This is a genomic window from Phenylobacterium sp. LjRoot225 (assembly GCF_964252855.1).
Taxonomy (GTDB): Bacteria; Pseudomonadota; Alphaproteobacteria; order Caulobacterales; family Caulobacteraceae; genus Phenylobacterium.
Genome location: NZ_CAXUPL020000002.1, coordinates 815,454 through 828,849, shown reverse-complemented (window position 1 = coordinate 828,849; position 13,396 = coordinate 815,454). Strand labels below are relative to the sequence as shown.

Annotated in this window: 15 protein-coding genes; 4 read left to right on the top strand and 11 right to left on the bottom strand. The window is 69.3% G+C overall.

Annotation, left to right across the window (positions count from 1 at the left end):
* Positions 1-81 precede the first annotated feature (81 nt).
* Positions 82-426 carry an MmcQ/YjbR family DNA-binding protein gene (locus ACSQ2B_RS14185; RefSeq protein ID WP_436050745.1) on the top strand — a complete coding sequence of 115 codons (345 nt, stop codon included), beginning with the start codon at positions 82-84 and terminating at the stop codon, positions 424-426.
* Between the two features lie 6 nt (positions 427-432).
* On the opposite strand, the gene ACSQ2B_RS14180 is transcribed toward ACSQ2B_RS14185, so the two are convergent.
* The 6 genes from ACSQ2B_RS14180 to ACSQ2B_RS14155 all read right to left on the bottom strand — a co-directional run bounded on the left by ACSQ2B_RS14180 (position 433) and on the right by ACSQ2B_RS14155 (position 4,016).
* Positions 433-1,074 carry a DUF599 family protein gene (locus ACSQ2B_RS14180; protein ID WP_436051037.1) on the bottom strand — a complete coding sequence of 214 codons (642 nt, stop codon included), beginning with the start codon at positions 1,072-1,074 and terminating at the stop codon, positions 433-435.
* A gap of 68 nt (positions 1,075-1,142) precedes the next feature.
* The gene (locus ACSQ2B_RS14175; protein WP_436050743.1) at positions 1,143-2,480 is read right to left on the bottom strand and encodes an MFS transporter; all 1,338 of its coding nucleotides are present in this window, start codon (positions 2,478-2,480) and stop codon (positions 1,143-1,145) included.
* A 137-nt stretch (positions 2,481-2,617) separates the two neighbouring features.
* Complete coding sequence (locus ACSQ2B_RS14170) at positions 2,618-2,776, bottom strand: DUF3309 family protein (RefSeq protein ID WP_436050742.1); 159 nt, start codon at positions 2,774-2,776, stop codon at positions 2,618-2,620.
* 83 nt (positions 2,777-2,859) lie between these two features.
* On the bottom strand, positions 2,860-3,255 hold the full coding sequence (locus ACSQ2B_RS14165; protein WP_436050741.1) for a DUF983 domain-containing protein: 396 nt from the start codon (positions 3,253-3,255) through the stop codon (positions 2,860-2,862).
* Between the two features lie 99 nt (positions 3,256-3,354).
* A complete protein-coding gene (locus ACSQ2B_RS14160; RefSeq protein ID WP_436050739.1) occupies positions 3,355-3,492 on the bottom strand; it encodes an entericidin A/B family lipoprotein in 138 nt (45 codons plus the stop codon).
* A gap of 59 nt (positions 3,493-3,551) precedes the next feature.
* Positions 3,552-4,016, bottom strand: a complete 465-nt coding sequence (locus ACSQ2B_RS14155; protein WP_436050738.1) for a DUF5615 family PIN-like protein — start codon at positions 4,014-4,016, stop codon at positions 3,552-3,554.
* 146 nt (positions 4,017-4,162) lie between these two features.
* On the opposite strand from ACSQ2B_RS14155, the gene ACSQ2B_RS14150 reads away from it, so the two are divergent.
* Together ACSQ2B_RS14150 and ACSQ2B_RS14145 are read left to right on the top strand one after the other, a co-directional pair.
* The gene (locus ACSQ2B_RS14150; RefSeq protein WP_436050737.1) at positions 4,163-4,531 is read left to right on the top strand and encodes a DUF2784 domain-containing protein; all 369 of its coding nucleotides are present in this window, start codon (positions 4,163-4,165) and stop codon (positions 4,529-4,531) included.
* Between the two features lie 66 nt (positions 4,532-4,597).
* On the top strand, positions 4,598-5,548 hold the full coding sequence (locus tag ACSQ2B_RS14145; RefSeq protein WP_436050735.1) for a sugar phosphate isomerase/epimerase family protein: 951 nt from the start codon (positions 4,598-4,600) through the stop codon (positions 5,546-5,548).
* Between the two features lie 39 nt (positions 5,549-5,587).
* Here the strand turns inward: ACSQ2B_RS14145 and lepA are convergent, their stop codons facing one another.
* Entirely contained in the window at positions 5,588-7,393 is a 1,806-nt protein-coding gene (gene lepA / locus ACSQ2B_RS14140) for a translation elongation factor 4 (RefSeq protein WP_436050733.1), read from the bottom strand.
* A gap of 142 nt (positions 7,394-7,535) precedes the next feature.
* Between lepA and ACSQ2B_RS14135 the strand changes: the two genes are divergently transcribed.
* Positions 7,536-8,207, top strand: a complete 672-nt coding sequence (locus ACSQ2B_RS14135; RefSeq protein ID WP_436050732.1) for a DUF1134 domain-containing protein — start codon at positions 7,536-7,538, stop codon at positions 8,205-8,207.
* Positions 8,208-8,403: 196 nt separating this feature from the next.
* On the opposite strand, the gene ACSQ2B_RS14130 is transcribed toward ACSQ2B_RS14135, so the two are convergent.
* The 4 genes from ACSQ2B_RS14130 to pheS form a co-directional block, all read right to left on the bottom strand.
* A complete protein-coding gene (locus ACSQ2B_RS14130; protein WP_436050731.1) occupies positions 8,404-8,955 on the bottom strand; it encodes a TIGR00645 family protein in 552 nt (183 codons plus the stop codon).
* A 95-nt stretch (positions 8,956-9,050) separates the two neighbouring features.
* Positions 9,051-9,647, bottom strand: a complete 597-nt coding sequence (locus ACSQ2B_RS14125) for a hypothetical protein (RefSeq protein ID WP_436050730.1) — start codon at positions 9,645-9,647, stop codon at positions 9,051-9,053.
* A 22-nt stretch (positions 9,648-9,669) separates the two neighbouring features.
* Positions 9,670-12,096 carry a phenylalanine--tRNA ligase subunit beta gene (gene pheT, locus ACSQ2B_RS14120; RefSeq protein ID WP_436050728.1) on the bottom strand — a complete coding sequence of 809 codons (2,427 nt, stop codon included), beginning with the start codon at positions 12,094-12,096 and terminating at the stop codon, positions 9,670-9,672.
* A 13-nt stretch (positions 12,097-12,109) separates the two neighbouring features.
* Positions 12,110-13,219 carry a phenylalanine--tRNA ligase subunit alpha gene (gene pheS / locus ACSQ2B_RS14115; protein ID WP_436050726.1) on the bottom strand — a complete coding sequence of 370 codons (1,110 nt, stop codon included), beginning with the start codon at positions 13,217-13,219 and terminating at the stop codon, positions 12,110-12,112.
* Positions 13,220-13,396 lie beyond the last annotated feature (177 nt).

The window sequence follows — 13,396 nt, the reverse complement described above, 5'->3', positions numbered from 1 at the left end:
GCCCCTATCTTGGTTCAATCCAAAAAGGAGCCCGGCGATGATCTTCGGCAAGACGAGCCGCGAATCGCCGAGGCGGGCGGCTTGAGCCCGGAAGCCTTCGCCCAGGCGGCGCTCGCCCTGCCTGGCGCGACCAGCCAGGTCCAGTGGGGCGACGACCAGGTCTACAAGGTCGGCGGCAAGATGTTCGCCGTCACCGACCTGGCCGCTAGCCGCCTGTCGATCAAGGTCAGCGACATCGCCTACGAAGCGCTGGTCGAGAGCGGCCAGGCGCGGCCTGCGCCCTATCTGGCGCGCGCCAAATGGGTGCAGTTCGACGACCTGGCGGCGCTGGACGACGAGGAGGTGGCGGACTGGCTGAACACCGCCCACGCCCTGGTCTCGGCCAGGCTGACGCGGGCGGTGCGGCGGGAGCTGGGACTGGCGTAGGGCCGCCTATCCCTCCAGCAGCTTCCTCAGGTCGGCGATGGCGACGGCGGCGCGGGAGCGGCGCTGGCGCCAGAGGAGCAGGGCCATGGCGCCGGCGGTGACGCAGATGCAGGGGATCGGGCCGAACAGCCAGGCGGCGGCGGCGAGGGCGAAATAGTAGGCGCGGACCCCCTGGTTGAAGGCGGACAGCGCCGGATTCAGCAGCCGCGCGGCGGTTTCGCCATAGGTGCGCTGTTGCTCCGGCGTCGCGGCCAGGGGCGCGGCGCCGAAGGCCGCCAGGCAGTAGTTCATCTGCCGGATCGACCACATGAAATCGAGCAGGCCGCGCGCCAGGGTGATCAGCACCAGGGCCAGCTGGCCCTCGAACAGCAGCCGCGAAGAGGTCTGCAGCACCACCAGGCTGGAGACCGAGCGGAAGGCGCCCTCGCCGCCGAACAGGCCGCTGGAGATGGCGGCGATCAGGATCAGGTTGGAGGAGGCGAAGAAGGAGGCCGAGCTCAGGGCGTGGCCGAGCAGCTGGCCGTCCATGAAGGCGTTGTCGCGCGCGGCCATGTTGCGCATCCAGGCGGTGCGGACGACCGTCATGTCGGTGTTGATCACCCCGCCGCGGTGGTGGGCGAGGATGCGCAGAATCGGCTGGTAGCCCAGCCAGCAGACCAGGAAGAAGGCCAGGGCGGCGAGGTTCAGCGGGGTCAGCGAGATCAGGGGGAGCAGCGTCAGGCCTCCAGGATCAGCTCGGTGGCGTTGGTGTCCGGCAGCCGGGCTGCGATCAGCATGGCGAGGCTCATCGCGACGGCGACGTAGATGTAGAACCCGCTCTCGTTTCCACCCTGTTTAAACCACAGCGCCACATATTCGGCCGTGCCGCCGAAGGCGGCGTTGGCCAGGGCATAGGGCAGGGCCACGCCCAGGGCCCGCACATGGGTTGGAAAGAGCTCGGCCTTCACCGCGGCGTTCACCGCCGTGTAGCCGGACAGGATGACCACCAGCAGGGTCATCACCGCGAAAGCGACCCAGGGCGAAGTCGTCCCGGCGATCAGGGTGAAGGCGGGATAGGTGGCCAGGGCGCCCAGGCCGAAGCCGATCGCCATCACATTGCGCCGGCCCAGATAGTCGCTCGCCCAGCCGACCAGCGGCTGGATCAGCATGTAGACGATCAGCGCCCCGGCGGTGATGGCGGTCGCCGTGTCCTTGGCGAACCCCGCGGTGTTGACCAGGAACTTCTGCATGTAGGTCGTGTAGGCGTAGAAGCCGAGCGAGCCGGCGCAGGTGAGGCCGAAGATGGCCAGGGTCTCGCGCGGATAGTGCTGCATCAGCATGGAGGTGCGCACCGGCGGCGCCCCCTCGGCCTTCGAGGCCAGGAAGGAGCGGGTCTCCGAAAGGCCGGAGCGGATCCAGAAGACGACGATGGCCAGGAGGCCGCCGATGACGAAGGGGATGCGCCAGCCCCAGGCCTCGAGCTGGGTCTGGGTCAGCAGGTGCTGCAGCACGACCAGCACGCCCAGCGCCGTCAGCTGGCCGGCGATCAGGGTCATGAACTGGAAGGACGACCAGAAGCCTCGGCGGCCCTTGCCGGACATCTCGGTCATGTAGGTGGCGCTGGCGCCGTATTCGCCGCCCAGCGACAGCCCCTGCACCAGCCGGGCGATCACCAGCAGCGCGGGCGCGGCGACGCCGATCGTCTCGTGGTCGGGGATCAGGGCGATGGCGAAGGAGCCGATGCTCATCAGCGCCACCGAGACGGTCAGGGCCGCGCGCCGTCCGGCCCGGTCGGCATAGATGCCCATCAGCCAGGCGCCCACCGGCCGGGCCAGGAAACCCACCGCGAACACCGCCGCAGTCTGCAGCAGCTGGGCGGTCTGGTCCCCCTTGGGGAAGAAGTGGCTGGCGAAATAGAGGGCGAAGGAGGAGTAGGCGAACCAGTCGTACCATTCGACCAGGTTGCCGGCCGAGCCGCCGAGGATGGCGTTGATGCGCGCCAGCGGCGACATCGGCGCCTCGCGTGGCGCCCCCTCGCTCAGCGTTTGGGCCGCGTCCGTCTGCAAGGTCGCCATGCATCCCCCCTCGTTCGAGGGGGGATGCTAGACCGTGTCCCGCCTGACTTGAAACACGTCAGGCAGGATAAACCGGGCCGTGGCTCAAAGTGAGCGGGAAGCGCCCTGGCGTGTTTCGACCTAGGCCAGCGGCCTCGTCACAGCCGTCCCATCAGGACGAGCACGATGATGATGACGAGCACCAGGCCCAGGCCGCCGCTCGGGAAATAGCCCCAGCTACGGCTGTAGCCCCAGCTCGGCAGGGCGCCGATCAAGGCCAGGATCAGAAGGATGATCAGAATGGTGCCAAGGCCCATGTGCGTCTTCTCCGCGGTTGCCCCGAACTTCACCGTAAGAAACGGCGATCGTCAGCGCGGGGTTCCGGAGAGGGCCTGCGGTCCTAGTCGGCGGCGTCCGCCGTATGCAGGGCCGCGTCGCGGTCCTTGACGCCCAGGGCGTACATCAGGCCGATCCAGCCGCCCTTGATCGACGACAGCGCCAGCAGGGTGACGACGCCGACCGAGATCATGACGATCGGCGCCGAATAGATCGCCGGAGCCTCCCAGATGATCGGGAAGATCAGCAGGGGCGCGATCAGCAGGTGGCCGCTCAGCAGGATGGTCAGATAGGCCGGACCGTCGTCCGCCGGATAGCGGGCGAGGTCATGGTCGCACTTGGGGCAGTGAGCCGAGACCTTCAGGTAGCGCCAGAAGATCTTGCCCTCGCCGCAGGCGGGGCATCGGCCCTTCAGTCCACGACGGATGGAGCGCACGAGCGGGTGAACGATCTCAGCCATGCCGGTGCATATGCGCCCTTGGGCGCCAAAACATAAGAGGGGCGGGCCAAGGGGTCGCACCGCGGGTGCGCCCTGGCCGGGGCCGCGCCGTCAGAGCGCCTAGCGCTTGGCGTCCTCGGCGGTGCTGCTGACCGCACGGCCGGCGGCTGAAACGTCGCGGCCGACGCCGGCGACGGTGTTGCAGCCGGAAACCCACAGGGCCGCCGCGGCCGCGGCCAGGACGATGATGGTGCGCATTTTGGAACAGACTCCCTGAGCTCTCGCGAAGCGCGATGAAGACGGCTCCGTCTCTCTAGTCAAGCTTTGGGCGGGAATTGGGCGAGCCGCTCCAGTCGTTCGCCGAGCCGCTTCACATGGCTGCCCGGCCAATAGACCCGCCCGCACGCCGGGCAGGCGCGAAACGGGCCGGGCAGGTCGCGGGCCTGCTGCGGCATGCGCGCGAGGTCGGCGGCCTCCGCCTCGCGCAGGAGGGTGTTGTCGACGATGCAGCGGGTGAAGGGCGCCAGCCTCCAGTCGATCGGCAGCATCGCCGCCAGCTTCTCGGCTTCGGCGTAGGCGCCGCGGCCCTCGACCAGCACGGCGCGCGGATGGGCCGCCGCGGCCAGCCGCTTGTCGCGGGTCACCAGCACGCGGTTCTCGGCGCGGGCGATCTGCAGCAGGTCCGCGTCGCCCTGGCCGTCGTGAGCCAGGTAGGTGTCGTGGCCCGCCGCCCGCAGCAGCCGGGCGAGACCCAGCAGCATCTCGTCGCAGAGGAAGCGCATAGGCGTTCAACGCTGGCGGCAGGAGAAGGTTAGAACCGCGAAAAACACGAAAAACGCGACACGAGTGAAACCGGCCCCTGGTCCGCCCGCGTTCAGACAAGCCTTTCGTGTTTTTCGTGGTTCCAGGTATCTCGCCGCGGCGTCCCATGTTTGGCCAGATCGTGCTTGCGCTGCACCTCGGGGTGATCGCCTTCAACGTGGCCGGGCTGGCGATCATCCCGCTCGGCGCCAGGCTGAACTGGCGCATCGTCCGGGTCCGCTGGCTTCGACTGCTGCACCTGGCGTCGCTGGCCGTCGTCGCGCTTCAGGCGGCGTTCGGCCGGGCCTGTCTCCTGACGATCTGGCAGGCGGATCTCACGGGCGGGCGCGAGGACCCGCTGATCATGCGCTGGGTCAACAGCGTCCTCTTCTGGCCGCTGCCGATCTGGGTGTTCACGACGGTCTATCTGGCGGTGTTCGCCTATGTGGTCGCGCTATGGCGGCTCGTGCCGCCGACCGCGGGCGGACGCAGGTAGTTCGGTTTTCGAACTGGATCCCCCGGCCGACGGCATGGTAGCGGGACCGGAGAGAGGACACGCACCATGATCATCTCGAGGCGCGCGGCGCTCGGCGCGGCGTTCACCACCGCCCTGGCCGCGGCCGGCCCGGGGCATGCGGCGAGGCTCCTCTTCGGCCGCGGCGGCCCGCCGATCGGCATCAACCTCTACATGGTGGAGGCGGCCTACCGGGCGGACGCGGACGGGACGCTGGAGACGCTCGCCAAGATCGGCTTCCGCGAGGTCGAGACTGGCCTGGACACGGTTCCGGCGGAACGGATCCGCGCAGCGCTGACGCGCTCCGGCCTGAGGTGCGCCAACCTCGGCATCCTGCCCAGGCCGCTGCGCGGCGGCCTGAGCCTGGAGAGCGATGCAGGCCTGCTGGCCAGGAGCGTCCACACCGTCGGCGCCGAATACCTGACCCTGACGCTTTTCCCCCTGCCGGACGGCGTGCAGATGCGGCCGATGGCGGGCGAGGATGTGCCGCGGATGCTGGCCCGTGTCGCCGCCAGCCTGACCGCGGACCATTGGAAGAAGACGGCCGAACTGCTGAACGCCAAGGGCGCCGCGTTCAAGCGCCAGGGCGTGAAGTTCGCCTATCACAACCACAATCCGGAGTTCGCCCCGCTCGGCGAAACCAACGGCCTGGCCATTCTGCTGGAGAACACCGACCCGGGGCTGGTGCATTTCCAGATGGACGCCGGCTGGGTGGTGGCGGCCGGCCGTGACCCGGTGGAGATCCTCCGGGCCTATCCAGGTCGCTTCCGGCTGATGCACGTGAAGGACATCGCGCCGGGCCACCAGGTCAACACTGTCTTCAAGGCCGAGACGACCGAGGTGGGCTCAGGCGTGATCGACTGGCGGCGCGTCCTGGGCGCCGCCCGGGCCTCCGGCGTGCGCCACTTCGCGCTCGAGCAGGAGCCGCCCTACAGCCGCATGCCGCCGATAGAGGCGGCGCGGAAGGGGTACGAGTTCCTGAGCAAGCTGGAGGTGTGAACCCAGATCCTACCCCTTCAAGGGGAGCATCTGTTTGGCTCAGTCCGCGTCCATCTTCAGGGCGGCGATGAAGGCTTCCTGCGGGATCTCGACCTTGCCGAACTGGCGCATGCGCTTCTTGCCGGCCTTTTGCTTGTCGAGCAGTTTGCGCTTGCGGCTGGCGTCGCCGCCGTAGCACTTGGCCGTCACGTCCTTGCGCAGCGCCCGCACCGTTTCCCGTGCGATAATGCGTCCCCCGATCGCTGCCTGGATCGGGATCTGGAACATGTGCGGGTTGATGAGGTCCTTCATCTTTTCGACCATGCCGCGGCCGCGGGCCTCGGCGCGCTCGGCGTGGACCAGCATGGACAGCGCGTCGACCGGCTCGCTGTTCACCAGGATCGACATCTTCACCAGGTTGCCGACCCTGTAGTCCTCGATCTGGTAGTCGAACGAGGCGTAGCCCTTCGAGATCGACTTCAAGCGGTCGTAGAAGTCGAACACCACCTCGTTGAGCGGCAGGTCGTAGACCACCAGGGCGCGGGAGCCCACGTAGCTGAGCTCGCGCTGCGAGCCGCGGCGGTCCTGGCAGAGCTTGATCACCGAGCCCAGGTATTCGTCGGGCGTCAGGATGGTGGCCTTGATCCAGGGCTCGGCGATGGAGACGATCTTCACCGGGTCGGGCAGGTCGGCGGGGTTGTGCAGCTCGATCTCCGAGCCGTCCTGCATGCCGATCTTGTAGATCACGCTGGGCGCCGTCGCGATCAGGTCGAGGTCGAACTCGCGGCTGAGGCGCTCCTGGATGATCTCCAGGTGCAGCAACCCCAGGAAGCCGCAGCGGAAGCCGAAGCCGAGCGCGGCGCTGGTCTCCATCTCGTAGGTGAAGGAGGCGTCGTTCAGGCGCAGGCGGCCGATGGCCGCCCGGAGATCCTCGAAGTCGGCGGCATCCACCGGGAACAGGCCGCAGAACACCACCGGCTGCACGTCGCGGAAGCCGGGCAGGGCCTCGCTCGCCGGCTTCTTCTCGTCGGTGATGGTGTCGCCGACGGCGGCGTGGGCCACTTCCTTGATCTGGGCGGTGATGAAGCCGATCTCGCCCGGGCCGAGGCTTTCGACCTCGGTGCGCTTGGGGTTGAAGACGCCGACCCGGTCGATCAGGTGCGTCGAGCCCTGCTGCATCATCTTCACGCGCTGGCCGGACTTCAGCGTGCCGTCGATCACCCGCACCAGCACGACCACGCCCAGGTAGGCGTCGTACCAGGCGTCGACCAGCAGGGCCTTCAGCGGCGCCGCGGCGTCGCCCTTGGGCGGCGGAAGGCGGGTGACGACCGCCTCCAGCAGCTCGTGGATGCCGGCGCCGGTCTTGGCGGAGGTGAGGATGGCGTCGGAGGCGTCGATGCCGATGACGTCTTCGATCTGCTGGCGCACCCGTTCGGGCTCGGCGGCCGGCAGGTCGATCTTGTTGAGGACCGGCACGATCTCGTGGTTGTTGTCGATCGCCTGGTAGACGTTGGCCAGCGTCTGGGCCTCCACGCCTTGCGAGGCGTCGACCACCAGGATCGAGCCTTCGCAGGCCGCCAGCGACCGCGAGACCTCGTAGGCGAAGTCGACGTGGCCGGGCGTATCCATCAGATTCAGGACATAGGTCTCGCCGTCGTCGGCCTTGTAGTTCAGCCGCACGGTCTGGGCCTTGATGGTGATCCCGCGCTCGCGCTCGATGTCCATGTTGTCGAGCACCTGCTCGGTCATCTCGCGCTGGGTCAGCGCGCCGGTCTCCTGGATCAGGCGATCGGACAGCGTCGACTTGCCGTGGTCGATGTGCGCGACGATGGAGAAGTTGCGGATGTGGCTGAGCGGCGTCGTCATGGCGCGTGCGTCTAGCACATTCCGAGCCATTCGCGAGACGCGCGACCGCCTGTCGCGGCGAACACGGTTAAGCGCCCGTTAATCTCGGGGGAGCGATCACTGCGCCGGGCGGGGACTTGATATGCAAAAGGCAGGAAGAGCCATGGACCGTCGCACGCTTATTGTTTCCGGGCTGATGAGTCTCGGAGCTGCGGGTCTGGCCCAGGCCCAGACCCAGCTGCCGCCGGCGTCGCCCCCGCCGCCGCCCGAGGCCGGGCCGCCTGGAGCGGGGCCGCCAACGCCCTCGCCCTCGATCACCTCGTCGCCGAGCTATCCGGCCAATGCGCCGACCGAAACCTATTCGCGCGACGAAATCGTCAACTCGGTCTCCGACTTCATGGGCGTCGGCGCCGAGACCGCCGGCGCCGTGGTCGAGAAGCTGTTCGCCCAGAACGGCCGGCCGACCGCCTATATCGCCGGCGAAGAGGGCTCCGGGGCTTTCGGGGTGGGCCTGCGCTATGGCCGCGGCCTGCTCTACATGAAGGACCGTCCGCCGGTCGAAGTGTACTGGCAGGGGCCTTCGGTGGGCTGGGACGTGGGCGGCAACGCCAGCCGCGTCTTCACCCTCTGCTACAATCTGCAGGTCGCCGATGCGATCTACCAGCGCTTCCCGGGCGTCGAGGGGACGGCCTATTTCATCGGCGGCCTGGGCGTGAACTACCAGGCGGCCAACGGAATCACCCTTGCCCCGATCCGCGCCGGCGTGGGCCTGAGGCTCGGCGCCAACATGGGCTACCTGGCCTATTCGCGTCAGCGCAACGTCCTGCCGTTCTGAGCGACGCTCACCCCCCGTCCTTCCGTCATGGCCGGGCCCCGTCCCGGCCATCCATGAACGTCGAAGGCGAAGGACGGTCTTCGTCTCTCCGTGCGCATGGGTTCCCGGCACAAGGCCGGGAATGACGGTGGAAGTGCGGGGAAGCCGGGGCCTTAGGACAAGCCGGGCCATGACGGCGAATAGGCGGTAGGGGAGCTCAGTGTTTCGACCGGCCGCCCAGCCAGTCCATCAGCGCCATCAGCACGCCGGAGACGACGAAGGTCAGGTGCAGGCCGACCAGCCAGGCCAGGGTGCGGTCGGCGATCGCCTCGCCTTCGGTCAGGCGCATGAAGGCCCGCAGCAGGGCGATGGCGCTGATCGCCACGATGGAGGCGATCAGCTTCATCTTCAGGCCGGAGAAGTCGACCGAGCCCATCCACTCCGGCCGGTCCTCGTCGTCGCCGGTGTCGATCTTCGAGACGAAGTTCTCGTAGCCCGAGAAGATGACGATCAGCAGCAGGTTGCCGGCCAAAGACAAGTCGATCAGCGACAGCACCATCAGGATGGCCTGTTCCGGGCTCATGCCGCCCAGGTGGCTGAACTCGTGCCAGGCCTCCATGGCGAAGACGTAAAGCAGGGCCGCCAGCGCGACCACCAGGCCCACGTAGAAGGGCGCCATCAGCCAGCGCGAGCGGAACAGCCAGAGCTCCAGGATGCGTTCGGCGGCAGGCTTGGGCTTGTGGGGTCGGGCGGCGTTGGTGTCGTCCATGCCCCCTATCTAGGGGCTTGGCCGTGGCGTGCAATCGCAGGTCTGTGACGTCGGTTGAGGCGAGGCCCTCTCCCCACGGGGTGGGGAGAGGGCTCCTAAGGCTCCCGCCAGTCGAAGCCCACATCGCCGATGCGCTGCGCCGGCGGGCGGCGGTCCGGCCCCCAGTCATCGAGCGCAAGCTGCAAGCCGGCCCCGTCGTGCGGGAAGACCTCCGGCCGCTCCGCCCGGCTATAGACGCCGCCCATGGGCGCGAAGACGTGGGTGGCGCCGACGGCTTCGCCGATCACCGCGACCGGACAGTTCCAGGCCGCCGCCAGCCGGGCGAAGATCTCGCGGATGCGCGGCGTATCCCAGGCGTCCGGCCGTCTCGCGTCGACGCAGACCTTGACCACGGTGGGCCAGGCCTGCGCCGGATCGAGCGCCAGTAGGAAGCCGCAGTCGGCGGGGAACAGGTCCGGCGGCAGCAGGGCGTCGGAGCCGCGCCAGAGGCAGGCGAAGCTCTGGCAGGAGGTCGGGTGCTCGCCCCAGACGCGGCAGCCGCCTCCGCCGCCGGCCAGGTGGGCGCACGGCGTCCACGGCGGCTTGTCGAGCTCGCGCACCGCAAGCGTCGTGCAGCACATGTCGCAGCGGTCGCAGCTGCGGGTTGAGGTGTGGGCGGCCAGGTGGGACCGCCAGACGGCGACCTCGGTCATCGCCGCGCAGGCTCGGCGGACCTCAACTCCGCAGCTTGGCCCCGACCGCCTTTTCCGCCGCCGCCACGACCTTGGCCGACAGGGCTTCGATCTCGGCGTCGGTGAGGGTCTTGTCGCGCGGCTGGACGACAACCTCGACGGCGACCGACTTGGAGCCCTCCGGCACGCCGGGGCCCTGATAGACGTCGAAGGCCCGGGCGTCGGCGATCAGCTGCTTGTCGGCGCCGAGGATCGGGCGGACCAGGTCGCCGGCCGGGATGTCGGCGCCCACTACGAAGGCGAAGTCCCGGCTCAGCGGCATCAGGGGCGAAAGCTCCAGCGCCGGCCTGGTCTTGATGGCCTTCTTCTTCGGCTCCGGCAGGGCGTCGAGGTTGAGCTCGAAGGCGTAGAGCGGACCTGGCGCGTCGAGGATCTTCAGGACGCGCGGATGCAGCTCGCCGAACTCGGCGACGATCGTCTTCGGGCCGAGCTGCAGGCGGGCCGAGCGGCCGGGATGCCACCAGGCCGAGGACTGGCCCTGGACGACCTGCAGGCCGGGCGCGCCCAGCTCGTCCAGCAGGGCTGTCAGGTCGGCCTTCAGGGCGAACAGGGCGTCGGGCTTCTGGCCGTCCCAGCGCCGCGGCGGATGCGGCGCGACAAGGGCTGAGATGGTCGTCAGCTGGTCGCCGGGCGCGTCGCCGCGGAAGATCGGGCCGATCTCGAAGAAGGCTGCGTCGGGGAAGCCCTTGCGGGCGCTGCGCGCAGCGGCCTCGGCCAGGTTCGGCAGGATCGAGGGCCGCATGGTCGACAGGTCCGAGGCGATCGGATTGGCCAGCCTGAGCTCGGGCTGGCCGCCGCCGAAGGCCTCGGCCCAGTCCTGACGCAGGAAGCTCCAGGTGACGGCTTCGGCGAAGCCGCGGGCCGCGAGCGCGCGGCGGGCGGTGCGCACCCGGCCCTGGCGCACGGTCAGCACGCCGCCGGACGGGGCGGCGATCTCGGGCAGGGGCTCGGCGGGCAGGGCGGCGTAGCCCTCGATGCGGGCGACCTCCTCGACGAGGTCGGCCTTGCCCTCGATATCGCGCCGCCAGGTGGGCGGGGTCACCTGGTCGCCTTCGACCTTGAAGCCGAGCTTGGTCAGGATCTCGTCGATCCGGGCGGGCGCCAGGTCGAGGCCGGACAGCTTCTTCACATAGGACCGGTCGAAGGTGATCGGGCCGGGCGCGGCGGGCGCCTCGCCGGCCACGCGGATCTCCGAGGCTTCGCCGCCGCCGAGCTTGAGGATCAGGTAGGTCGCCAGCTCCAGGCCGGGGACCACCGACTGCGGATCCACGGTGCGGGCGAAGCGGTACTGGGCGTCGGAGTTGATGCCGGTCAGCCGCCCGGTCTGGGCGGTGCGGATCGGGTCGAACCAGGCGCTCTCGATGAAGACGTCGACGGTCTCGTCCGAGCAGCCGGTGGACTCCCCGCCCATCACGCCGCCCAGGCCGATCGGGCGCTGGCCGTCGGCGTCGGCGATGACGCACATCTCCGAGGTGATGTCGTAGGTCTTGCCGTCCAGCGCGATCAGCTGCTCGTCCGCATGGGCGGCGTGGGTCGGATGGTCGTGGGCGGCGTGCGCCGCGGCCGGTCCGCGGCCGAGGCGGGCCTCGATCACGTGGCCGGACAGCTTGGCGACGTCATAGACGTGCAGCGGCCGGGCGCGGTCGTGGGTGAGCAGGTTGGTGATGTCCACCAGCATGTTGATGGAGCGAAGGCCGACGCCGGCCAGTCGCCGCTGCAGCCACTCGGGCGAGGGGCCGTTCTTCACCCCGCGGATCACCCGGCCGGCGAACACCGGGCAGGCCTCGCCGTCGACGCGGATCTCGATCGGGCAGGGGAAGACGCCCGGGACCGTGACGCCCCCGTGCGGGATCTGGGTTCCGAGGCCGGCGGCGGCGAGGTCGCGGGCGATGCCCTGCACGCCCAGCCAGTCCGGACGGTTCGGCGTCACTTCGAAATCGATGACAGCTTCCAGGCCGAAGACCTCGGCGGCGCTGGCGCCGACGACGAACTCGTCCGAGAGCTCGAGGATGCCGTCGGACTCCTCGGCGATCTCCAGCTCCTTGGCCGAACACATCATCCCGTTGGAGACCACGCCGCGCACCGGCTTGGTCTCCAGGGTGACGCCCAGGCCCGGCACATAGGCGCCGATCGGGGCGTAGATGGTGGTCAGGCCGACGCGCGCATTGGGCGCGCCGCAGACGATCTCCTTGCGACCGTCCTTGGTGTCGACCTGGCAGACCCGCAGCCGGTCGGCGTTCGGGTGCTGCACGGCCTCGACGATCTTCGCCACCGAGAAGGCGGCGAGCTTGGTCGCAGGGTCGTCGACGTGCTCGACCTCGAGGCCGGCCATGGTCATGGCGGCCACCACCTCATCGACGGTGGCCTCGGTCTGAAGATGCTCCTTGAGCCAGGAGAGGGTGAATTTCATCGGTCTCTCTCCTTCAGCTCAGGCCGGTGGCGGGGTTCGGCGCGGCGAAGGCCGAGAAGCCGTAGTGGGCGAGCCAGCGCGGGTCGCCGGCGAACATGTCGCGCAGGTCCGGCATGCCGTACTTCAGCATCCCCAGGCGATCGACCCCCAGGCCGAAGGCGAAGCCCTGCCACTCGTCCGGGTCGAGGCCGCAGTTCCTCAGCACGTTCGGGTGCACCATGCCGCCGCCGAGGATTTCCAGCCAGTCGGAGCCCTCGCCGATCTTCACCGCCCCGCCGGAGCGGTCGCACTGCACGTCCATCTCGGCGCTGGGCTCGGTGAAGGGGAAGTGGTGCGGGCGGAAGCGGGTCACCACCGCCTCGGTCTCGAAGAACCGCTTGGTGAACTCGGCCAGAGTCCACTTCAGGTGGCCCATGTGGATGGTCCGGTCGATGACCAGGCCTTCCAGCTGGTGGAACATCGGCGTGTGGGTGGCGTCGCTGTCGGAGCGATAGACCCGGCCGGGGATGACCACCCGGATGGGCGGCTGCTGGCCGGCCGCGATCCAGGACGGCAGCTTGCCGTTGGCGGCCTGCATGACCCGCACCTGCACCGGGCTGGTGTGGGTGCGTAAGAGCTTGCGCTCGCCGTTCGCGTCTTCCGGCAGCCAGAAGGTGTCGTGCATCTCCCGCGCCGGGTGTTTGGGCGGGAAGTTCAGCGCCGTGAAGTTGTGGAAGTCGTCCTCGATGTCCGGGCCTTCCGCCAGGCCGAAGCCCATGGCGGCGAAGATGGCGATCATCTCGTCCATGACCTGCATGGTCGGATGCACCCGGCCGCGGCGCTCGGGCGGGGCGGGCAGGGAGAGGTCGACGCGCTCGGCGGCGAGACGGGCGTCGAGCTCGGCGGCCTCCAGCTCGGCTTTGCGCGCGGCGATCGCCTGGCCCGCGCGGTCGCGCAGGCCGTTGATCTGCGGCCCGCGCTCGCGGCGCTCGTCGGGGCTCATCGCGCCCAGGGTCTTGAGCAGCTCGGAGATCGAGCCGGACTTGCCGAGCGCGGCCACCCGCACGGCGTCGAGCTCGGCGAGATCGGCGGCCTGGGCGATGCGCCCGCTGATCTCGGCTTCCAGTTGGGAAAGGTCGGTCATGACGGCGGTTGCTCTAGAGCAGGATGGGGGAGAGGGGAACCTGGAGATGCCATTGTCGCGGCGGCCCCCTCCACCGCTTCGCGGTCCCCCTCCCCCGATGGGGGAGGAGAGGTGACGCTGCAGCTTCGTTCTCCTCCCCCTCTGGGGGAGGGGGGCCCCGAAGGGGTGGAGGGGGCT